19 protein-coding genes and 2 riboswitches are annotated in these 20,126 nt (G+C 60.5%); of the genes, 6 read left to right on the top strand and 13 right to left on the bottom strand.

The genetic code is table 11. The features are described from left to right. The first annotated feature begins 5 nt into the window (after positions 1–5). Complete coding sequence (ubiT, locus tag V0R37_RS06135; protein ID WP_420373679.1) at positions 6–473, top strand: ubiquinone anaerobic biosynthesis accessory factor UbiT; 468 nt, start codon at positions 6–8, stop codon at positions 471–473. Positions 474–590: 117 nt separating this feature from the next. On the opposite strand, the gene V0R37_RS06140 is transcribed toward ubiT, so the two are convergent. The 7 genes from V0R37_RS06140 to V0R37_RS06170 form a co-directional block, all read right to left on the bottom strand. After that, a complete protein-coding gene (locus tag V0R37_RS06140) occupies positions 591–1,325 on the bottom strand; it encodes an anaerobic ribonucleoside-triphosphate reductase activating protein (RefSeq protein ID WP_420373680.1) in 735 nt (244 codons plus the stop codon). Continuing rightward, complete coding sequence (gene nrdD, locus V0R37_RS06145) at positions 1,315–1,509, bottom strand: anaerobic ribonucleoside-triphosphate reductase (RefSeq protein ID WP_420373681.1); 195 nt, start codon at positions 1,507–1,509, stop codon at positions 1,315–1,317. Before nrdD ends, V0R37_RS06140 begins: the two co-directional genes overlap by 11 nt. A 35-nt stretch (positions 1,510–1,544) precedes the next feature. Further along, on the bottom strand, positions 1,545–3,245 hold the full coding sequence (locus V0R37_RS06150) for a ribonucleoside triphosphate reductase (RefSeq protein WP_420373682.1): 1,701 nt from the start codon (positions 3,243–3,245) through the stop codon (positions 1,545–1,547). A gap of 202 nt (positions 3,246–3,447) precedes the next feature. Continuing rightward, complete coding sequence (locus V0R37_RS06155; protein WP_420373683.1) at positions 3,448–3,711, bottom strand: DUF2249 domain-containing protein; 264 nt, start codon at positions 3,709–3,711, stop codon at positions 3,448–3,450. A 94-nt stretch (positions 3,712–3,805) separates the two neighbouring features. Beyond that, the gene (locus V0R37_RS06160; RefSeq protein ID WP_420373684.1) at positions 3,806–4,954 is read right to left on the bottom strand and encodes a YbfB/YjiJ family MFS transporter; all 1,149 of its coding nucleotides are present in this window, start codon (positions 4,952–4,954) and stop codon (positions 3,806–3,808) included. Next, the gene (locus V0R37_RS06165) at positions 4,951–7,287 is read right to left on the bottom strand and encodes a helicase C-terminal domain-containing protein (RefSeq protein ID WP_420373685.1); all 2,337 of its coding nucleotides are present in this window, start codon (positions 7,285–7,287) and stop codon (positions 4,951–4,953) included. The genes V0R37_RS06160 and V0R37_RS06165 overlap by 4 nt, the downstream gene beginning before the upstream one ends. After that, positions 7,284–8,969 carry a VRR-NUC domain-containing protein gene (locus V0R37_RS06170; protein ID WP_420373686.1) on the bottom strand — a complete coding sequence of 562 codons (1,686 nt, stop codon included), beginning with the start codon at positions 8,967–8,969 and terminating at the stop codon, positions 7,284–7,286. The genes V0R37_RS06165 and V0R37_RS06170 overlap by 4 nt, the downstream gene beginning before the upstream one ends. A 227-nt stretch (positions 8,970–9,196) precedes the next feature. Here V0R37_RS06170 and V0R37_RS06175 point away from each other — a divergent pair, with 227 nt between their 5' ends. Both V0R37_RS06175 and V0R37_RS06180 read left to right on the top strand, forming a co-directional pair. Further along, entirely contained in the window at positions 9,197–9,397 is a 201-nt protein-coding gene (locus tag V0R37_RS06175; RefSeq protein WP_420373687.1) for a CsbD family protein, read from the top strand. Positions 9,398–9,461: 64 nt separating this feature from the next. Beyond that, complete coding sequence (locus tag V0R37_RS06180) at positions 9,462–9,626, top strand: DUF1328 domain-containing protein (RefSeq protein ID WP_264132051.1); 165 nt, start codon at positions 9,462–9,464, stop codon at positions 9,624–9,626. 89 nt (positions 9,627–9,715) lie between these two features. Here V0R37_RS06180 and V0R37_RS06185 read toward each other — a convergent pair whose 3' ends face one another. Both V0R37_RS06185 and V0R37_RS06190 read right to left on the bottom strand, forming a co-directional pair. Continuing rightward, complete coding sequence (locus tag V0R37_RS06185; protein ID WP_420373688.1) at positions 9,716–10,018, bottom strand: HigA family addiction module antitoxin; 303 nt, start codon at positions 10,016–10,018, stop codon at positions 9,716–9,718. A gap of 13 nt (positions 10,019–10,031) precedes the next feature. Then, positions 10,032–10,310, bottom strand: a complete 279-nt coding sequence (locus V0R37_RS06190) for a type II toxin-antitoxin system RelE/ParE family toxin (protein ID WP_420373689.1) — start codon at positions 10,308–10,310, stop codon at positions 10,032–10,034. 181 nt (positions 10,311–10,491) lie between these two features. On the opposite strand from V0R37_RS06190, the gene V0R37_RS06195 reads away from it, so the two are divergent. After that, positions 10,492–10,983 carry a flagellar protein FlhE gene (locus tag V0R37_RS06195; RefSeq protein ID WP_420373690.1) on the top strand — a complete coding sequence of 164 codons (492 nt, stop codon included), beginning with the start codon at positions 10,492–10,494 and terminating at the stop codon, positions 10,981–10,983. Between the two features lie 80 nt (positions 10,984–11,063). On the opposite strand, the gene V0R37_RS06200 is transcribed toward V0R37_RS06195, so the two are convergent. The 3 genes from V0R37_RS06200 to V0R37_RS06210 all read right to left on the bottom strand — a co-directional run bounded on the left by V0R37_RS06200 (position 11,064) and on the right by V0R37_RS06210 (position 16,097). Beyond that, complete coding sequence (locus tag V0R37_RS06200; RefSeq protein ID WP_420373691.1) at positions 11,064–13,376, bottom strand: TonB-dependent receptor; 2,313 nt, start codon at positions 13,374–13,376, stop codon at positions 11,064–11,066. 387 nt (positions 13,377–13,763) lie between these two features. Next, the gene (locus tag V0R37_RS06205) at positions 13,764–14,480 is read right to left on the bottom strand and encodes a haloacid dehalogenase type II (protein WP_420373692.1); all 717 of its coding nucleotides are present in this window, start codon (positions 14,478–14,480) and stop codon (positions 13,764–13,766) included. Positions 14,481–14,654: 174 nt separating this feature from the next. Further along, on the bottom strand, positions 14,655–16,097 hold the full coding sequence (locus V0R37_RS06210) for a sodium:solute symporter family protein (protein WP_420373693.1): 1,443 nt from the start codon (positions 16,095–16,097) through the stop codon (positions 14,655–14,657). 100 nt (positions 16,098–16,197) lie between these two features. Further along, positions 16,198–16,307, bottom strand: a riboswitch (TPP riboswitch). 86 nt (positions 16,308–16,393) lie between these two features. Then, positions 16,394–16,496, top strand: a riboswitch (TPP riboswitch). 53 nt (positions 16,497–16,549) lie between these two features. Here V0R37_RS06210 and V0R37_RS06215 point away from each other — a divergent pair. Then, on the top strand, positions 16,550–17,332 hold the full coding sequence (locus tag V0R37_RS06215) for a 3-oxoacyl-ACP reductase (protein ID WP_420373694.1): 783 nt from the start codon (positions 16,550–16,552) through the stop codon (positions 17,330–17,332). A 54-nt stretch (positions 17,333–17,386) separates the two neighbouring features. Further along, positions 17,387–18,718, top strand: coding sequence for an LLM class flavin-dependent oxidoreductase (locus V0R37_RS06220; RefSeq protein WP_420374030.1), 1,332 nt, complete (start codon positions 17,387–17,389; stop codon positions 18,716–18,718). Here V0R37_RS06220 and V0R37_RS06225 read toward each other — a convergent pair. After that, entirely contained in the window at positions 18,699–20,096 is a 1,398-nt protein-coding gene (locus V0R37_RS06225; protein ID WP_420373695.1) for a saccharopine dehydrogenase family protein, read from the bottom strand. The two genes, V0R37_RS06220 and V0R37_RS06225, sit on opposite strands and share 20 nt — an antisense overlap. Between the last annotated feature and the right edge of the window lie 30 nt (positions 20,097–20,126).

Here is a 20,126-nt window from a genome sequence, read left to right on the forward strand (position 1 = left end):
ACTTCATGACTACCGGAAATCCTCTTTTTCCCGCGCCATTGGGAAAATTGCTGTCGCATTTACCCGCCTATCCTGGTTCGCTGGTATTCACCGCGGGTCTGAACCTGATGCTTGCGTCGCATCTGCCGGCCGATACGCTGCGCATGCTGCAGGGCAAGGCCTTGCGCATACAGCCTCGCGATGCCGGCGTAGCTTTCGATTTCATGTGGAGCGGCACCAGCTTCAAGGCCATAGCTCCGGCGACGCAACCTGACTTGACCATAGCCGCGAACGTGCACGATTTTTATCTGCTGATGCAGCGCAGGGAAGATCCCGACACGCTGTTTTTCAGTCGCCGCCTCAGCATGGAAGGCGATACCGAGCTGGGGCTGCTGGTGAAGAACTCCCTGGACTCCATGGATTTGTCTGCGTTCGCCCCGGGCAATTTCAGTCCGGCGCGCTTCTTTCGTCAAAGATCATGGCCTCTACGATAGAGAAGCGCGGCTTATACGCCAATAAACAGGCTCTGGCTTGAGCATGGGGGTATCGGCCTGGCAGGAATATGCGCGGCGCCGGGCTTTGCACGATTCGATAGCTGCCTTGCCGCAGCCTTAATGCCGACGCAGCGTAAACACAGGAAACAAGGCGGCCACGTCTTCGATCAATGCGGCACCGGGATAGTCCGGCTGCGTGGCCGCGTTCAAGGCTTGATCCTCGCAGCCCTGGCTGCGAAACGCCTGCAAGGCGTAGCTGCGCACCTTCATGTCCGCAAGAGCCCGCGCCATCTTCTTTATCTCGTGTTCCGGCAGCAGCGCGGCATGCGCCGTGCTGCGGCATTCATAGTCGATCCCGCTGGCCAATACCGCTTGCAGGCTGGCCAGGGCCGGCGCGCCGCTGCCCGCCACTTTTGTGATGCGGGCATAGTCGGCGAAGCCGGCCTTGATGTCCAGCCCCACCCAGTCCAGCATGGGCAGGACTTCGGTAAGCCGCTGGGGATGGGTGCCGCCGGTATGCAGGCCTATTTTGAAACCCAGCGCGCGCGCTTCCCGGATGGCCTCGGGCAGGCTGGGATCCATGGTGGGCTCGCCGCCGCTGAACACCACCGCGTCGATCAGGCCCACACGCCGCTCCAGCAGTGCAAGCACGTCTTCCCACGGTACGGGGCTGTGCGGCGTGCGTTCCTGCAAATGGGGATTGTGGCAGTAGCCGCAGCGCCAGGGGCAGCCCTGCACGAATACCGCCGCCGCAAGCTGGCCCGGGTAGTCGGTTGCGGTGAACGGCGTTACGCCGCCCACCTTCAGGCTGCGGCGCCGGGGCTCCGTCCGCGCTGCTGCGTCAGGCCGCAAGCCGGGCCTCGCGCTCGCTGAAATATTTGCGCTCGTGAAATTCGCCTTTCTTGCCGATGTTGAACGAGGACATGGGTCGGTGGTAGCCCATGACGCGTGTCCAGATCTCGCATGGCTGACGTTCGCCGTCAGACAGGGTGGGTGTGGCTTGGGAGGCGCGTGGGTCTTGTGTGCGGAATGTCATGGTGGTTTCTCCTTGAGTGGTGTGAAAAAAACGGATCAAGCTGCCTGGCGCAGTTTGCGCGCCAGGATTTCCTCATCGCATTTGGGGCAGAATTTATGGCTGCCGCCCAGATAGCCGTGAACGGGACAAATGGAAAACGTCGGCGTCACGGTGATGTAGGGCAGCTTGAAGCGGCCCAGCGCGCGCTGGACCAGGGCGCGGCAGGCAGCGGCGCTGGACAGCGGTTCAGTCATATACAGATGCAGCACCGTCCCGCCCGTGTATTTGCGTTGCAGGTCGTCCTGGCGCTCCAGCGCCTCGAACGGATCATCGGTGTAGCCCACCGGCAGTTGCGACGAGTTGGTGTAGTAGGGCATGTCGGCCGTGCCGGCCTGAAGTATGCCGGGACAGCGTTTGCGGTCTTCCTTGGCGAAGCGATAGGTGGTGCCTTCGGCCGGGGTCGCTTCCAGGTTGTACATGTGACCGGTTGCTTCCTGGAACTCCAGCATGCGGGCGCGCACATGGTCCAGAAACCGCAAGGCGAAGGCATGGCCCCATGGGGCCGTGATGTCATGGCCGTCGTGAGTGAAGTTGCGGATCATTTCGTTGATGCCGTTCACGCCCAGCGTGGAAAAATGATTGCGCAGCGTTCCCAGGTAGCGCCGGGTATAGGGAAACAGGCCGTCGTCCATCAAACGCTGGATGACTTCCCGCTTGATCTCCAGGCTGTTCTTGCCCAGTTCCAGCAATTCATCCAGGCGGCGCAGCAGCGCCGCTTCGTCGCCGGCGTGCAGATAGCCCAGCCGTGCGCAGTTGATGGTGACCACGCCCAGCGAGCCGGTTTGCTCGGCGGATCCGAACAAGCCGTTGCCGCGCTTGAGCAGCTCGCGCAGATCCAGTTGCAGGCGGCAGCACATGGAACGGATCATGTTGGGCTTGAGTTCGGAATTGATGAAATTCTGAAAATAGGGCAGCCCATACTTGGCCGTCATTTCGAACAGCAATTCCGCGTTGGGGCTGTGCCAGTCGAAATCGCCGGTGATGTTGTAAGTGGGGATGGGAAAGGTGAACACCCGGCCCTTGGCGTCGCCCGCCATCATGATTTCGATGTAGGCGCGATTGATCATGTCCATCTCAGCCTGCAGTTCGCCATAGGTGAACGGCATTTCCCGGCCGCCGATCAACGGCGTCTGATCGCGCAGGTCTTCGGGGCAGACCCAATCGAAAGTCAGGTTGGTAAAAGGGGTCTGCGTTCCCCAGCGCGAGGGCACGTTCAGGTTGTAGATGAGTTCCTGGATGTACTGCTTGACCTGTCCATAGCTTAAGGCGTCATTGCGGACGAATGGAGCCATATAGGTATCGAAGGAGCTGAATGCCTGGGCGCCGGCCCATTCGTTCTGCAGTGTGCCCAGGAAGTTGACGATCTGCCCGACTGCGCTGGACATGTGCTTGGGCGCGCCGGATTCCACTTTTCCCGGTATGCCGTTAAGGCCTTCATTCAGCAGGGTACGCAGCGACCATCCGGCGCAGTAGCCCGACAGCATGTCCAGATCGTGTATGTGCAGGTCGGCATCGCGGTGGGCCCGGCCTATGGCGGGGGGGTAGACATGGTCCAGCCAGTAATTGGCGATGACCTTGCCGGACACGTTCAGAATCAGGCCCCCCAGCGAGTAGCCTTGATTGGCATTGGCGTTGACGCGCCAGTCGACCCGCTCCAGATATTCATCGATCGAGGATTCGACGTCGATATGTGTCATGCTTGCTCCGTATCACTACATATTGTGGTGAAACGAAGGATATTTACTATATATAGTGCCAGTCAAGCTTGGGAGCCGTTTATTTCGGAATAGCTTGATGCAGGTTAAATAGAAGGCGCCATGCCGGCGCAAGCCGGCATGGCGCCCTGGAAAAACACACAATGGACAAAGCTGTGACCGCCATGATCCGGCATCGGCAGGCTTAGCCGAGTATCTGGAAATCGATCACGATTTCGCCTGGCTGGCGCGAAACATAATCGATCTTGATCTGGTCGCCGAAGTGGTCTTGAAGCTGCTGCAACAAGGGCAGCGGATCGTGGTCATTGCAGAAACGCATGGTTTCGCCGGGATGAAGAGCGGACAGCGCGCCGAAGATGGCGGCGTGGCGGAAACGCTTGGCGACGCCGCGCGCGTCGAAAGGATGGACGCCTTCGGAAAACACGGGAATGGGGGAATCAATTGACACGATCAGGTCCTTGTAAAGAGTGGAGGTCGTGTTTTGATTATAGGTAGCGGCCGCTGCAATCCGTGTCAGAACCACATTGCCAATAAGGTTGAGTTCATTGGCTTTGCAAGGGTTTTTGCGTAAGCGCGATCAACGCGCCCAGTATCAGCATGGCGGCTGAAACAGCCAGGCCCGTCGATAGCGAGCCCGACAGGTCGCTGATCCATCCGGCCGCCACCGGGCCGACGGCCTGTCCGATGGCGAACAGGCTGGTCGCCACCGCCAGCGAGCTGCCCCAGGCGGCTTTGGGCAGATTGGTCTTGACGAAGCCGGTGGCCGCCGAAGGCACCATGAAGACACTGGACCCCACCAGCGCGGCCGACAGCCATGCGCCCGCGATGCTGGGTACCAGCAGCGGCAGAGCCGCGCCCACGGCCAATACGATCATGGAGGCGGCCATGGGCAGGCCGTCGCGCCGGCCGTTGAAGATGCGCGCCCACATCAGTGGCGCCAGCAGCGTCATGATGCCCAGCAGGCTCCACATGATCGAGGTCGCGGCGGCGATCGACAAGGCTTGTACGTGGCTTTGGCGCAGCCAGGCCACAATGAAGGTCATGTAGGCGATATAGCCCAGGCCGAACAGGAAGTAGGCGGTGAATTCGGGCACGCAGGGGCGCCATGGCCAGGTCGCCGTGGCGCCGCTGGCGGAAGGTTCGGGAATGGCGCGCATGGCGGCGACAGCCGCAAGCGACAGCGGAATGCATATTCCGCCCGACCCTACCCATGCCCAGGGCCATGCGGCCGGGCCGGCATAATCGAACAGCCAGGGCAGCAGGGCTCCGGTGGCCAGCATGCCTACGCCGCCGCCGCTGAAGAAGATGACGATGGCCCGGGTGCCCAGCACCCCCGACAGCACGCCTCCGCATATGAAGGCGCCCGCGGCGCCCAAGCCGGCCAGGAAACGATACAGGGTCAGCAATTGGAAATCATGCGTCAAGCCGTTGCCCAGCAGGGCCAGCGTGGTGAGCGCCAGGCCGGCGATGAACAGCCTGCGGTTTCCGATGCGCGCAACGAAATAGATGGTCAGCAGCGCCCCCAGCAGATACCCCAATGCATTGGCGGTATTCAGCCAGCCCGCCTGAGCGTAGTTCAGATTCAGGTCGGTTTGCATGGCCGGCAGGATCAGCGCATAACCGAATCGCGCAAAACCCACCGCCACGGCCGCTCCGCCTGAAAGCGCCCACGGAATCATTGTTGGTTTCATTGATGTGCGCCGCTGTGGTCTCCGTTTCCGTTGTCGTATTCTACCTGCCACCAGTGCGGAAGCAGCGCGCGGATGCGGGGTTGCCCGTAGCGATCGTCTATCAGGTGCACAATGCCTTGGTCCTCGCGGCTCCGTATCACCCGCCCGGCGGCCTGGATCACTTTCTGGATGCCGGGGTACAGGTAGGCATAGTCGTAGCCGCACTGCCGGCCGAAGACGCTGTCCATGCGCTGCTTGAGTTGTTCGTTCACGGGGTTGACCTGCGGCAATCCCAGCGTCGAGATGAAGGCGCCTATCAGTCTGTTTCCGGGAAGGTCGATGCCTTCGGAGAATGCGCCTCCGAGAACGGCGAAGCCGATGCCTTTGCCGTCGTCGGTGTAGCGCTCCAGAAAGCCTTCCCTGTCGTGTTCGTCCATGCCGCGCGTCTGCCGCCACACGGGGATATCCGGACACAGCCGCGCAAATTCATCGGCCACCAGCCGCATATAGTCGAAGCTGCTGAAGTAGCTAAGGTAATTGCCGGGCCGCCGTCGATACTGTGTTGCCATGAGGCGGGCAATGGGAGCGAGAGACTGCGCACGATGCGCGTAGCGGGTAGATATGCGCCGCGCGATGCGGACCTGAAGCTGGTCGGGTCGGAAGGGCGATTCCACGTCCACCCACGCCGTGTCCGCGGGCAGCCCCAAGATGTCCCGATAAAAAGTCCAGGGATTTAGCGTCGCCGAGAACAGGACGGTGCAGCGGCTGGCGGCATAGCGCTGTTCAAGAAAAGGCGCTGGAATAAGGTTGCGTATGCAGAATACGGCGCCTTGCCGGCTTGTGCTGCCAACGTTGATACCCATGGGCATTGCGCCGTCCGCCAGCGAGATGTCGAATATAGAATGGCCACCAAACGTTTCCGCCAGGCGCAGGAAATACAGGATGTCGAAGTGCAGGCGCTGCAATGCGCCTTCAGCCTCGGCCGGGTGTTCGGCGAAATGCTCCGTCATGGCGCCGCTGGCGCGCAAGAGCGCCGCAATGAACTTGGCGGGCGGATCCGTGTAGGCCTGATAGCGGGCTTCCTGGTCGCGGTAAGTGTCGCGCCACTGCCTGAGCAGGCCGCCCAGGGCTCTCTTCAGGGCGGGGGGCGACACCTGTTGAGCGCTGCGCAGATCGGCTTCCGACAATTCGGCGCTATACATCGCGCGGGCTCTTTCGACCAGGTTGTGGGCTTCATCGGCCAGCACGCCAACACGCCAATCGCGCGCAGCCGTCAGGCCATGCAGCAGGGCCGACGCATCGAAGTAATAGTTGTAATCGCCCACGATGACGTCGCTCCATTGCGCCAGGTCCATGCTAAGCCAGTAGGGGCAGATCTGGTGGCGCAAGGCTATTTTCCTGAGTTCGGCCTTGTCCATCCGGGCCGCCCCCAGCGCATCCAGGCGTGCGGCGGGAAGCTTGTCGTAGAAGCCTTCGGCAAGCGGGCACGATGCGCCATGGCAGGCTTTATCGGGGTGCTCGCAGGCCTTTTCCTTTGCGGTCAATTCCAGCACGCGAAGGAAGGGCGCCGTCGACGCCTTGCGCGATCCAATCATCATGTCAAGCGCGTCCAGCGCAAGCTGCCGCCCCGATGTTTTGGCCGTCAGGAAAAACACCTTGTCCAGCTCTTTGCGGCGGCAGGCCTTGAGTAGTGGAAAGAGCGCGCCCACCGTCTTGCCGATGCCGGTGGGCGCCTGGGCCAGCAGACTGCGCTCCTGCATTGCGGCTTTGTATATCGTGACGGCCAGTTGCCGCTGTCCCGGCCGGAAATCGGCATAGGGAAACGGCAATGCCTCAAGGGCCTGGTCGCGCGTGCTCCGGTGCAGCAATTCCCGCTCCGCCCAGTCCGCGAAGCAGTCGCAGAGCTTCTGAAAATGCCGCTCCAGCATGGCGGCGTCGCAGGTTTCGACGAAGAGCGTTTCCGTGCGCTGCGCAATATCGTAATACACCAGCGCGACACGTATCGTCGATAGGGCCAGAGCCCGGCATTGCAGGTGGGCGTAGATCTTTGCCTGCGCCCAGTGCAGAGCGCGATGGTTGGCGGGTATGGCATCCAGCGGGCCGCGATACGTCTTGATTTCCTCAAGCTGATTCTGGACGGGATCGTAGCCGTCGGCGCGGCCGCGCACCAGCAAGTTGCGGTACTCGCCGCTCAGGGTGATCTCGGCTTGATACGACGCCGCGCGCCGCGCCCTGACGGCGGCATGGCCTTCAATGCCTTCCAGTCCGGTGGGCGATGGCGTAAAACGCAAGTCCAGGTCGCCGCTTTTGGCGGTGAACTCGCAGAGCTCTCGCACGGCAATGGCATACGTCATGCGGTTTCCTGGCGGCGCACGTAGCAGACATCGACCGGCATGCCTTGGACACGGCAGTAATCCAGCCAGCGTATCTGATTGTCCTGCAAGCGGTCGCCGGGGCCCTTGACCTCTATCATGCGGTAGCGCCGTTCGCCCGGCCAAAATTGAATCAGGTCGGGCAGGCCCGAACGGTTTGCGGGGATGTCGGCCAGCAAGCGATGAAAAGCCGCTTTCAAGTGCATGGCCGGCATGCAGTCCAATGCCAGGTCCAGCACGGGGCCGGAGAGCACGGTCCATGCGACGAAGGGGGACTGGATGCCCGCCTTGCGCATGAAATTGAGATGGATGGTTTGACGGTACTGTCCGTTATCGAGTTGCTCGAAACAGGCGTCGAACCGTTCGCGGCGGCGTTCGCGGAATCCGGCCAGCATCAGATCGGCGGGACCTTGCTGGAAGGGATGGAAAAAGGCGCCCGGCACGACGGCAAAAATGGCATCCCAGCAGAGCAGTCCGAACAGGGAATTGATCAGCGTATTTTCCACATAGTAGACCGGAGCTTCGTCCATGGCCAGATGAAGGCGGACCTCCTCTTCAACGCGCATCGCGGGCCAGGGTTGGGGCAGCACCAGGTCGATGCGGCGGATATGGTTTTTGTCGCGGGCCGCGGGGACCTTCGCGCCGCATTGCCGATGCAGGCGCGGCAGCATGCGCAGCAGCGCCTGCTGTTCGGCCTCGTTTTCGGGCGCATGCAGCGCCGCCGTCGCCAGGGAGAGCGCCGCATCTGATTGGCCGTCGCGCTCCAGTACGCGTATGTGCCGGCAACGCGCGCCGGCATAGCCGCTACGCGCATAACAGGCCAAGGCTCCCGCCCAATCGCGGTAGCGTTCCTGATGTTGGCCGATGCGGTACAGCAGCTTGCCGCGTCGGCTTTCCAGCCAGTGATTGGCATAAACGGCGGCTGGGACAGCAGCGAAAATATCGGCCAGATCGCCTGCGCTTGCCGCGGTTTCCAGGCGTTCCCTGCATTGATGCAGGTGCAGGTAGTCGTCGACTTCTTGCCGTGTCTGGAAGGCGCGCGCAGAGGCCGGAAAGTCGACGCGCTCATAGGTGAACAGGCCCAAGTCGGACAGCACGAATTCAGTCCAGTCCTGTGTTAGGTTTCCGAAAAACATCAGCCGCAATCGATCGCACAAGGGCGATATGTTTATCCTGTAGACGCGTTCGTCGTGTTCGTCGTGTTCGGCGGCGCTTCTCCATTGTTCAAGCGTGAGCGCATTCGGGTAATGAGGGCGCAGGCATTCCAGCTGTGCCGGCTTGCTGGCGCGCCGCGCGCCGAAACTTGCAAGTGCTTTGCCGAACAAGCCTGCGAGCTCTGCCTTCGTGAACACGCCGAAAAGTTCGTCGAGCGAGAGTGGCGGCGTGTCGCTGATCCATTCATGGCGTATAAGCGACTGTGCGGCCTGGGCCGTGTCGCCGATTTCGCGATAGCGCAGCTTGCTGGTCCGGAACAGGCAGCCTTTACGCATGATCATGCGCACCAGCAGGCCGCGCGATGCCTTGGGCAATTGCAGGAAATCCTGCACGAATCGATGTTCCAGCGGAAGCAGAAGGTCGTTATAGCGCAAAGAAACCCAACGCAGGACGGTTTCGAAATTGTCCAGGTAATACCAGGGGTTTTCCGGCGGTGTATCAGGGGGCATATCCGGGCATGAGGCGTGGTGATATCGATACTGGTTTTATGTACAGTTTATCAGTTTCCGGGACGCCGCCGCCTTGTTACAGCGTTGCCTTATTGTTAAGCGGATGTTGCTGCCGCAAGCCGGCTTCCGATAGCGGCTCAATGCGTGGTTACATTTTGCGGGTAATCCGGGTTGACCGGCTTTTGCGGATGCGACTAGGGTAGAGGCGACTACTCAAGGAGAGCCAAATGAATAAAGACACTCTTGAAGGACAGTGGAAGCAGTTGTCGGGCAAAGCCAAGGTGGCATGGGGCGATTTAACGGATGACGACCTGGCGAAAGTAAACGGCAATGCCGAGCGGCTGGCCGGGCTTGTGCAGGAAAAATACGGGCGCACCCGTGAAGAGGCGGAGCGCGAAGTCAAGGAGTTCTTCGATAACAATCGTTGATGCGATGGCGCGAGACTTCGAATAAAACCATTAGCAAAAAAAATAGCAAAAAGGGGAAGCCACCATGCTTTATTACGCCGTTGTGTTTTTTGTGATTGCCATCATCGCCGCCGTCCTGGGGTTTGGCGGCATTGCCGCGGGCGCGGCGTCCATCGCACAAATACTTTTCTTTATTTTCATCGTCCTGGCCGTGCTCGCTTTGCTGAACGGCCTGTTCCGTCGACGATAAGTCCAGTGCTGCCTGACCGCCAGGTCAGGTTGTTTGGCCCGCGGGCTTCTTGCCTTGCGGGCCTTTTTTAATCCCAATACCGATTTGAATCAGGCATGTTCGAGTGGCTGGACTTGCTTGGCTATCAGCTTGGCAACCTTCGCTTCCGTGACCTTTAGATCGTAGGTTTGCTGAAGATTCAGCCACGAGCTTGCCTCTCCGCCAAAAAAGGCGGCCAGCCGCAACGCTGTATCGGGTGTGATGCCTCGGCGTTCCCGAACTATCTCGTTCATGCGAGTGGTTGGTACATGCAGCAAAGCGGATAGAGCGTTGATGCTCATGCCCAGCGGCGCCAGATACTCCTCCCGCAGAATTTCACCTGGATGAATCGGACGCATGCCATTTTTAGACATAATCAACTCCATTTCAGTGGTAATCGACGATCTCGACGTCTTGAGGCCCTTCCTTGGTCCAAACGAAGCAAATGCGCCATTGATCGTTGATACGAATGCTGTGCTGTCCGATGCGATCACCTTTGAGCGCTTCTAGTCGATTGCCTGGCGGCGAACGCAGAAAATCGAGTGTGTTTGCGCTATCCAGCATTTGCAGTTTGCGTTCTGCGATCATCTTGAAGCTTGAGAACCGCGCTACGCGCCGGCCTTCGTAAAGGGCTTGTGTGTCGGAGCATCGAAAGCTTTCGATCATTCTGAAATATTATATCGTTGAACGTTAAACGTCAAAGCTTTTGGAGAGCTGCTTTGCCTTGGCTTCATATTCTTTTGCTCTGCATATTGGCTAATTTTATTGGCCAACGCATTTGCTTGGCTGTTCAGGTATGCTTTTTGTCCACGGCCTTTTTTTAATCTCGTTCCTGGAGCTGTTTCTTATGGCCCGCCCGGCTCATCCGCAGCGCTGTTCGTTTTTACTTTCGTCATCGCTGGCGGCAATGACGCTTGCCTGCCTGCCCGCCGCTTGGGCGGGAGACTTTTCATGGTCCCGGGACAAGGTCAGTTCCGCCATCAATCATGCCGATCGGGATGTGGTTGTTGTCTACGAGCCGCCAGGCCAGGACGCCAAGCGAGGTGGTCGGGGCACGGCCGTAATGCCGCCGGGAATGGATCGCGCGGCGCAGTTCGAAATCAAGCGGGTCTATGCAAGCCGGTCCTATCAGGGCGATACCCAGGTACAGACTTCGTTGTGCTGGAATGGCACTCAGCGCTGCGTGCCGCTGACGGGCGGGAGCCTGACAACGTCCGCGTTTAAGGGGCTGGATCCTTCCAGGCCCGTTTACCTGGTGCACAAGGCTGTGGGCGGGAAGGGGGCTTTGCCGTCGCCTTTATATATTAAAGGCACCGTGATTGTCTGGTTCGGCCCCTAGCCCTTTGCAGGGGCCTGCGGGCTGGCTGGCGCCTGAACCTCCCGCAGGGGGATGCAGGCGCCTTGCTCGCCCGATGAAGCCTAGAAGCGCATTTCGGCGTTAAGAATAACGCTGCGGCCGGCGCCGGGGATGCCGTACAACTGGAAGCCGTCCGAGCTGGATGTGCCGCGCGCGATGTAGTATGTGTCCAGGATATTGTTCACATTCATGCGCAGCGCCAGACTCTTGTTCACTTTGTAGCCGACCGATGCATTGAACAGCCAGTAACTGGGCATGTAGGCGTCGTTGGCGTGGCGTCCCCCTTGGCGCCTCCCATCAGTGGTATTACCCGCCCAAAAACGGCGTTTGCCCACGTACTGAGCGCCGAGGCCCGCGTCCCACTGATGGTCGAAAGCATAATTGGTCCAGACGTTGAAAGTCATGTCGGGCACGTTTTTCATCTTGCCGCCGACCTGTGCGGGGTCGCCCTCGTCTTCCAGCACTTTGCTGTTCATCACCGTAAAGCCGCCGTAAGCAGACCATTGAGGCGTAATGTTGCCAGCCAGGCCCAGTTCGAAGCCTCGCACGCGTTCCTTGGCCGACTTCTGCGAGATCACGCCGAACTCATCGGTGTCGTTGGGGTTGCTGCGTTCAACCTGGAAAATGGCGCCGGTAAGCGACAGCTTTTGATCGAGCAGGTCCCATTTGGTACCGAGCTCCCAGGTGTCGGCCTTGCCGGGGCTGTAATCGGCGCCGTCGCTTCCGCTCCCGCTACGGGATGCGGCAGCCGCGGCGGAGGCCTGGCTGGCTTGGCTGTATGACAGGTAGATGCTGCCGAAGTCCACAGGCTTGTAAACGATGCCCAGGCGACCGCTCCACAGCCCTTCACTCTGGCGTTTGGGCGCCGTGCTGCCATCCGCCTCGTACCATTTGACCTTGTACCGGTCGTAGCGCAAGCCGGCGGCGATTTCCCAGTTCTTGTTCAGAGTGATTTGATCGTACACGTACAAGGCCGCGTTGCTTACCTTGGCGCCGCTGCGATTCGTACTGCTTACCGCTTTGGTCGGTCCACTATAGTAATGGCTGGGATCGCGCACGTCGATGACGCTGTAGCCATCAGGCGCAGTCGCGCTGTAGGGTTGCTTGCGATAGCTTTCTTCATAGAGCTCCAGCCCGGTCACCATCTGGTGCCTTACGCTTCCCGTGTTGAAGTCCCAATTGATATCGGTCTGGTTGGCCCAGATTTCACCTTTGTAATTGTTGATGTTGGCTTGCAGCCTTGCGGTCGCCAAGTAGCCGGTAGGGTAGGTTTCATTGCCCTTTAGGTCGTATCCCCAGAAATCGTTGGTGTCGGCGGAGGAAAGCACCTGTCCGGCGGTAGTGGCGGGAACCCGGCCGGGACCGCTGGTCCTGGCATTCAGCAGCCTTCCGCCGGTGGTCAGATGGGTGTATCGCCTGGTTTCGGACCAGCGTGTCTGATTGCGCACCGACACCTTGTCGTTGAAGTCATGTTCAACGCGCAGCATGGCGCTGTTCGTTTCGGTCTCTTCCGTATTGAGATTGCGCATCCCGCCCCAGAAATCTTTGTCGATGCCGCGCATCCGTTCGCCATCGCGGTTCAGCGGCAAGCCGAAGTCCGGCATGTTCTCGTCTTTCTGATGCGAAAAGGCGGCGGTGACGCGTGTAGGCGTACCCAGCCCCCAACTGAAGGAAGGCGCCACGCCCCAGCGGTCAAAATCGGTGGGGCCGCGGCCGGCCACATCGTTATGGTGATACATGGCATTCAGGCGGAATGCCGACGTCTCGCCCAATTGATGATTCAGGTCGGCGGTGGTGCGCCGGTAATTGTCGGTGCCGAAACCCACATTGAAATCGTAGAAATTGTCCAGCTTGGGCGTCTTCGTAACCAGGTTGACCGAGCCTCCCAGTGCGGCGACGCCCGATTCGATCGAGCCCGTGCCTTTATAGACTTCCGCCTGCTCCAGATTGAATATGTCCGTGCGGCTGGACAGGGCGCTGTCGCGCACGCCATCCACCGTAATGCTTTGTTCGGCTGAAAAGCCCCGGATGGTGAACATATCGCCCCAGCCCGCCCCGCCTTCGCCGGATGAAAAGGTAATGCCTGGCACATTGCTCAATACGTCCTGCAGGCTCTGGGCATTTTGCTGCTTCAGTACTTCCGATGGCACGATGTTGATGGTCTGCGGCGTATCCACCAGAGGGGCTTGGAACTTCACCGATTGGACGGCCTCCGGCTTGAATGTCGGTGTAGACCCTTGAACCTTGACCGGAGCCAGTTCCGATACGCCGGCCTCTTGCGCGTTGGAGAGGGCCGGCATGGCCATGGCTCCGCAAATTGCCAGATAAAGCAGACTGGGGCGTTGCGGTGGGTGGATATCTTTATTGCGGAACATCTGATTTTCTCCATTGCTGAAATAGGTTTGAATTCGCCAAGGCGCGGCCCTGCCATGAGCTTTCGTCCAGAGGGCGGTGACGCGCCAAGGCGCTAATTCGATTTGGAGCCGATCGGTGCATGGGCCAACGCCGCATCGATCAACAGTAGGATAAGAACAAGAATGTGAATGATATCAATTCTTGTTTGTGTGTTCAGAAAAATGTAAGAAAATAGATGGGAACCGGCATCGCCTGGCGGCTTTCCGTGACATAAGCGCAACAAATTTGCAGCGAGCACGGCCTGCTGCGCGAGTTGTCGCGCGGTCGGCAGCCGGCGGGGCCGCGATCTCCGGTAGTCAGTATGAGGCCGTCCGTTCAAGCACCAGGCGGCGTCCGCGTATCAGCGGTCAGCATCCGGCCTGAGAGGCCAGGTCCTTGAAGTCGCGGGCAACGATGCTCCAATCGCCGGTGGGGGCCAGGTCCATGGTCTGCCCCGGGCCGTGTTCGCTTGGCCTGGCAACGAACGCGGTGGCCAGGCCGCATTCCTGGGCGGCCTTAAGGTCGCTGTTGTGCGCGGCGGCCATGCATATCTCTTCGGGCCGAAGGCCCAGGATTTCGGACATGCGCGTATAGGCTTGCGGCGCCGGCTTGTAGGCCTGGGTTACTTCGGCGCCCAGAATGGCATCCCAGGGAATGCCCGCGCGCTTGGCAATGTCCACCATAAGCGCGATATTGCCGTTGGAGGCGGGAGCAATGATGTACTTGGTCTTTAGCCGTGTCAGGCCCGCGACCACGTCGGGCCAGGGATCCAGCCGATGCCAGGCCATGTTCAGCCACGCCAGTTCGGATTCCTTGATATCGCGGGTATCGACGTGCATTTCGGCCAGCACATATTCCATGTTCTCGCGATGCAGTACGTCCAGGCGAACGTAGGGACGATGACCATCGCGGCAGGCCTGCATGGCGGGTTGATAGCGGCTGCGCCAGGCATCGGCGAACCGCAGAGGATCCACGCCGGCCAGGCCGTGGCGCTCAAAGAAGATCGCCGCATCCCGCGCAATGCCGGAACGCCAGTCCACGACGGTGCCAAACACATCGAAACAAAAGGCTTTTATCTGATTCACGCGCTGCTTCCTTTGCATCGCCGGGACATGTCCGGCCATTGAGCAGGTTTTAACCGGTGGCGCTTCCTTTGACAAGGCTTGCGCCCGACCGTCTTGCGCACGGAATCGAGCGCGGGCAAACGGTCGCGGCTTTCAGGTTCCTTCGCGATCAAGGATAAGAGGCTGGCTCGTGCATCAGTCATCCAGGCTGCGGATGGTCCGGTCCAGATGACCGAAGTCGAACAGGGAACGGCCGGACTTGAACTTGAGCATTGCCAGCGACACGACGGCGGGAACCAGGGCCGCCAGCAGGAAGGACTCCAGCAGGTATTCCGGTTTGGCTCCGGGCGCGGGAAACAGGGATATCCCCGCCAGCAGGCCGCAGACGGTGCTGACCGTGGCGGCGTGGCCCTGGTGCCGGCGGCTGAACAGGCCGAAGAAAACCGGGAAGGCGGCGGCCGAGCAGAACAGGTCGGCCAGCAGGAACAGGTAAAGCACGCTATAGCCTTGCGCCGCCACGATGATGACCGGGATGGCCAGCAAAAAAATCAGCCAGCGCGACAGCCCCATCAATGTACTTTTCCGTACATGAGGAGCCAGGCGGCGCACGTCGACGGCGATAATGCTGGACACCGCGCTGATGACGGTATCGGCGGTGCTCATGACCAAAGCCAGGCCCAAGGGGATAAGGGCAATGGCGAACCAGGTCGGGACATTGGGCATGACGACGCTGAATAGCGCGACCGAGCCGTCGCCCTGATGTCCCAGCCCGACGAAGGCCAGGCCGAATAGACCCATCACGAATATCACCGGCGCGGCCAATAGCCCGCCCGTCAGGAAACCCATGCGCATGGTGCGCGTGTCGCGCGCGGAATAAACGCGCTGCCAGTTTCCCTGATGGAAAAGGCCTGTCAGCAGGATGGCTACGAAAAACGTCAGTCCCGCCTTGACGCCCACGGGGTCGGTCAGGCTTAGCAACTGCGGGGCTCTTTCCTCTAGTCCGGCCAGCACCGGCTGGATGCCGCCGCTTGCCTGCCAGCCCAGAACCACCAGCACCAGCAGCAGGGGGACGATGACGATCATCTGGACCTTGTCGGTGAAAATGGAGGCCCGCAGCCCGCCGTACGAGGTGTACAGCAGGGTGAAGCCCATGACGATGCTGGCGGTCGCCCACAGCGGCACCGGCGCCAGCAAGGTGATCAGCTTGCCGATGGCGGTGATTTCCGCCGACAAGGCAATGAACATGTAGAACAGCATGATGAGCAAGGTCAGGCCGTACATGGGCCGGCCATAGCGCATGATGACGAATTCCGTAAGCGTATGGCCTTGCGGTATCAGTTCGCGCATGCGCCGGCCCAGAGGGATCATCAGGAAGCGCGGCGACAGGGCGCCTATGGCATAACCGATCACCGCGGCCAGTCCCCCCCAGGTGGCCGCCTGCGCGGGCGAGAACAGAATCCAGGCGCCCAGCGTGCTGGCCAGCAGCGTCAGCATGGTCGCGATGGAGCTTTGGCTGTTGCGGGCGATCACATAGTCTTCAAGGCTGCCGCGATCGCGCCGGGAGTACAGCACGCCAAGAATGGCGAAGACCGCCGAAAAAAACAGCAGCCACAATATTGTCGAAGTACTCGTCAGCATTTCCATTCCCTTGAGTCCGGCGCGGCCGGACAAAATAAAGCCGCAAGGCGCATTGCAGAGCAAAGCCGTGCGAGATGATCAAAAGGGAAAGGACAGCAAGACATGAATTGATTTCCTTCCCTTCGCCGGCATTACCCGGATCAGGTTCAAAGGGTTACCGCGGTCAATTGCGGAATCTCAGCCCGGTAAAGGGCTCCCCTAGGAACAGGCGCAAAGCTTAGGGTAGGCGGGGTGGGTTTGTCAATGGCTGGAACAAACGGCCGCTCACGCGCGAGCGCTTCTATGCTAATGTTGCAGTTCAAGACACGGGGTGCTTGGGCTGTGCAAGCCTGGGCTGAGATAAAACCCGTCGAACCTGCCCCAGTTAATACTGGCGAAGGGATGTCAGCCCAGTGCTAGCGGCGCCACGCCGCGCGACCATACCTTCGCCTCTTTTTGAAGAAAGGTATGCCATGAACAACAGTCGCGCAGCGCTTCCTATCGATAGTCAAGTCGTTCTGGTAACAGGCGGCGGCCGGGGGCTGGGCCGCCACCTCGTGCAATCGTTTCTGCGCGAAGGGGCGCGGGTCATCATCAATTACCTGAACAGCGCCGAATCGGCCAACGCGCTTGCCGCGCAGCATCCTGATCGCGCCATGGCCGTGCAGGCCGATGTCACCGACCCCGTGGCTGTCGGAGCGATGCTGGCCGCCGCCCGCACGCGTTTTGGCGAGCCCGTCACCACGGTCGTGAACAACGCCTTGCCCGCCTTCTCGTTCAATGGCGATGCGCGGCCGCATGCCGACACCCTGGCCTGGGAAGATCTGTGCCAGCAATTCGAGGGCATTGTGCGCGGCGCCTTGAATACCACGCAAGCCGCCTTGCCGGGGATGCGCGAGTCGGGGTTTGGCCGCATCATCAATGTCGGCACCAATCTGTTCCAGAATCCGGTAGTTCCCTACCATGACTACACGGCCGCCAAGGCCGCCCTGCTGTCCCTGACGCGCACGCTATCGCACGATCTGGGGCCCGCGGGCGTTACGGTCAATATGATTTCGGGCGGCTTGCTGCGCACTACGGATGCATCGTCCGCAACGCCGGAGGCCGTCTTCGATCTGATCGCTTCGAGCACGCCGCTGCGCCGTGTGACGACGCCGGCCGAATTCGCCGATGCGGCCTTGTTCTTCGCCTCGCCCTGGTCCCGGTCCGTGACGGGCCAGAACCTGGTCGTCGACGGCGGCCTGGTGAAAAATTAGGAAGGCGCCAAGATGAGCACGAAACAAGCGCATGAAAACGGCCAGGCAAAACGCATGCTGCGCCTTAATCTTTTCATATTCGCCTGCGGCCACCATCGCGCCGCCTGGAGGCATCCCGATTCCTGCGTCGAGCGGCTCGGCGACATTGGCTATTTCGAGGATCTGGCCCGGACGGCCGAGCGCGGCAAGCTTGATGCGGTTTTCTTTGCCGATGGGCAATCAGCCGATAATGTCGCCGATGGCCCGCGATGGTTTCTGGAGCCGTTGACCGCCCTGGCTGCCATGAGCCGGGCGACCGAACGGATAGGCCTGATCAGCACCGTTTCCAGCACCTTCTATACGCCTTTCCACGCCGCGCGACTGGTCGCGTCGCTGGACCATATTTCAAGGGGAAGAATCGGCTGGAACGTCGTGACTTCCATGTTCGACGCCGAGGCGCGCAACCATGGATTCGACTCCATGCCGGACCACGCCTGGCGCTATGCCAGGGCCGAGGAATTCATACAGGTGGTGCTGGATCTTTGGGATTCCTGGGGCGAGGGCGCGCTGCTGCACGATAGAAAGGGCGCTTATGCCGACTCGTCGGCTATCCATCCGATTCATCATAAGGGCGAACATTTTCAGGTCGATGGACCGCTTACCGTGCCGCATCCGCCGCAAGGGCATCCGGTCCTGTTCCAGGCGGGCGCTTCGGACCAGGGCCGGGACCTGGCGGCGCGGCGGGCCGAGGCCATCTATGCCGTGGCTTACGACCTGCCGGCGGCCCAGGAATATTATCGGGACATCAAGCGGCGTGTTCGTTCCGCCGGCCGTAGCGATCCCGTGCCCATCATGCCGGGCCTGGTCGCCTATGTGGGTTCCACCGATCAGGAGGCGCGCGCCAAGCAGCGCGAACTGGATGAACTTCTGCCCAGCGCCGATGCGCTTCGGCAATTGAGCATGTATGTCGGGCAGAACTGCGAGCAATGGGAACTGGATGCGCCCGTGCCGGCCTTGCCGCCGCTGGAAAAGTTTTCAGGCCCCAAGGGGCGCTATGCGACGATATTGCGCATCATTGAAACGGAGCGGCCGACGGTGCGCCAGCTATTGGGGCGGCTGGCCTCCGGCGGCGGACACTGCACGATGGTCGGCACACCCGAGCGCATCGCCGACGAGATGGAGCGATGGCTCCTGAACGAGGGCGCCGACGGGTTCAACCTGATGCCGCCGTCATTGCCCGGCGGCATCGAGGATTTCGTCGACCATGTGATTCCCGTCCTGCAGCGGCGCGGCTTGTTCCGCAAGGATTACGAAACAAGCACATTGCGCGGACATCTTGGCCTGGCTCGCCCCGCGTGCCGAAATACAAGCGCCGTGGCGGCCGGTGTCAGGGAAGGTTGCGGGTGACCGCCACCTGCTTGCCGCCCATGCCGGGCAGCTTGGCGAAGGGCCTGTCTTTCGCCAGAGGGCGTTCGGTCTTGGCGTAATAGTTGGCTGGCACTTTACCGGCGCGCTTCCGCGCGTTGACCGTTACCGCGGATTCATCCCGCGGATGCAGGACGCGGTCGCCCTGCGCATCGCGGATCCGGGTGACCAGTCCCATGCGATTCATCAAGTCAATGAATGGTTTCGGATCCAGTTCTTCCACATTGGCCATGTGCCCGACATCCCATGCGCCATCGGCAATCAGCATGGCCGCCGCAACGACCGGCACCCCGGCCGTATAGGAGATGGCTTGGCTGCCGACTTCCCGGTAGCTTTCCTCGTGATCGCAGATGTTGTAGATAAGGACCTCCCGCGGCAGGCCGTTATAGGTGCCTTTGACCAGATCGCCTATGCAGGTCTTGCCTGTATAGCGGGGGGCGAGAGAGGCGGGATCGGGCAGCACGGCCTTCACGACCTTCAGCGGCACGACTTCCAGGCCCTCCGCCGTGCGCACCGGTTTTTCGGAAAGCAGGCCAAGTTCCTTCAACACATTGAAGACGTTGATGTAGTGGTCGCCGAAGCCCATCCAGAAGCGGATGTTGGGCACGCCCAGATGCTTGGACATGGAGTGCAGTTCGTCATGGCCCGTCAGGTAGGCCGTGTTCTTGCCCACCACCGGCATGTCCCATTCCTGGCGCCGTTCGAACATGGCGTTGGCTTTCCATTTGCCTTCTTCCCATGACCATACCGTCGAGGTGAATTCGCGGAAGTTGATTTCCGGATCGAAGTTGGTGGCAAAGTAGCGGCCATGGCTGCCAGCGTTGATGTCGATGATATCGATCGATTCGACGTTGTCGAAATAGGTATCCAGCGCGAAACGTCCGTAGGCATTGACCACGCCGGGGTCGAAGCCCGCGCCCAATATGGCCGTTACGCCGGCCTGGCGGCAGGCGTCGCGGCGCTTCCATTCGTAGTTGCCGTACCAGGGCGGCGCTTCGCATACCTTGGCGGGGTCTTCATGGATGGCGGTGTCCAGATAGGCGGCGCCGGTTTCTATGCAGGCGGTCATGACCGACATGTTCAAGAAGGGCGATCCGGCGTTGATGACGATCTGGCTGCCGGTGGATTGGATCAAGGCCTTGGTGGCTTGCACATCCAGCGCATCCAGCGCATGGGCCTGCAGGCGGCCTGGGCCGCATTGGCTGTCCTTTTCCTTGATGGACGCGATGATCGCCTGGCATTTGCCCAGCGTGCGCGATGCGATGTGAATGTCGCCCAGCAAAATATTGTTCTGCGCGCATTTGTGTGCCGCCACATGAGCCACGCCGCCGGCGCCGATAATAAGAACATTGCGTTTCATTGGATAATCCCCCAATTTCTGAAATAAGAG

It is taken from the genome of Pollutimonas rozaliensis (assembly GCF_048751585.1).
Lineage (GTDB): Bacteria > Pseudomonadota > Gammaproteobacteria > Burkholderiales > Burkholderiaceae_B.

Excerpts from the sequence above, each read along its gene's own strand:
- V0R37_RS06225 (WP_420373695.1), bottom strand. The coding sequence starts at position 20,096 with ATGAAACGCAATGTTCTTATTATCGGCGCCGGCGGCGTGGCTCATGTG.
- ubiT (WP_420373679.1), top strand. The coding sequence starts at position 6 with ATGACTACCGGAAATCCTCTTTTTCCCGCGCCATTGGGAAAATTGCTG.
- V0R37_RS06190 (WP_420373689.1), bottom strand. The coding sequence starts at position 10,310 with ATGATCGAAAGCTTTCGATGCTCCGACACACAAGCCCTTTACGAAGGC.
- V0R37_RS06215 (WP_420373694.1), top strand. The coding sequence starts at position 16,550 with ATGAACAACAGTCGCGCAGCGCTTCCTATCGATAGTCAAGTCGTTCTG.
- V0R37_RS06195 (WP_420373690.1), top strand. The coding sequence starts at position 10,492 with ATGGCCCGCCCGGCTCATCCGCAGCGCTGTTCGTTTTTACTTTCGTCA.
- V0R37_RS06170 (WP_420373686.1), bottom strand. The coding sequence starts at position 8,969 with ATGCCCCCTGATACACCGCCGGAAAACCCCTGGTATTACCTGGACAAT.
- V0R37_RS06185 (WP_420373688.1), bottom strand. The coding sequence starts at position 10,018 with ATGTCTAAAAATGGCATGCGTCCGATTCATCCAGGTGAAATTCTGCGG.
- V0R37_RS06150 (WP_420373682.1), bottom strand. The coding sequence starts at position 3,245 with ATGACACATATCGACGTCGAATCCTCGATCGATGAATATCTGGAGCGG.
- V0R37_RS06220 (WP_420374030.1), top strand. The coding sequence starts at position 17,387 with ATGCTGCGCCTTAATCTTTTCATATTCGCCTGCGGCCACCATCGCGCC.
- V0R37_RS06200 (WP_420373691.1), bottom strand. The coding sequence starts at position 13,376 with ATGTTCCGCAATAAAGATATCCACCCACCGCAACGCCCCAGTCTGCTT.
- V0R37_RS06160 (WP_420373684.1), bottom strand. The coding sequence starts at position 4,954 with ATGAAACCAACAATGATTCCGTGGGCGCTTTCAGGCGGAGCGGCCGTG.
- nrdD (WP_420373681.1), bottom strand. The coding sequence starts at position 1,509 with ATGACATTCCGCACACAAGACCCACGCGCCTCCCAAGCCACACCCACC.
- V0R37_RS06210 (WP_420373693.1), bottom strand. The coding sequence starts at position 16,097 with ATGCTGACGAGTACTTCGACAATATTGTGGCTGCTGTTTTTTTCGGCG.
- V0R37_RS06180 (WP_264132051.1), top strand. The coding sequence starts at position 9,462 with ATGCTTTATTACGCCGTTGTGTTTTTTGTGATTGCCATCATCGCCGCC.
- V0R37_RS06165 (WP_420373685.1), bottom strand. The coding sequence starts at position 7,287 with ATGACGTATGCCATTGCCGTGCGAGAGCTCTGCGAGTTCACCGCCAAA.
- V0R37_RS06175 (WP_420373687.1), top strand. The coding sequence starts at position 9,197 with ATGAATAAAGACACTCTTGAAGGACAGTGGAAGCAGTTGTCGGGCAAA.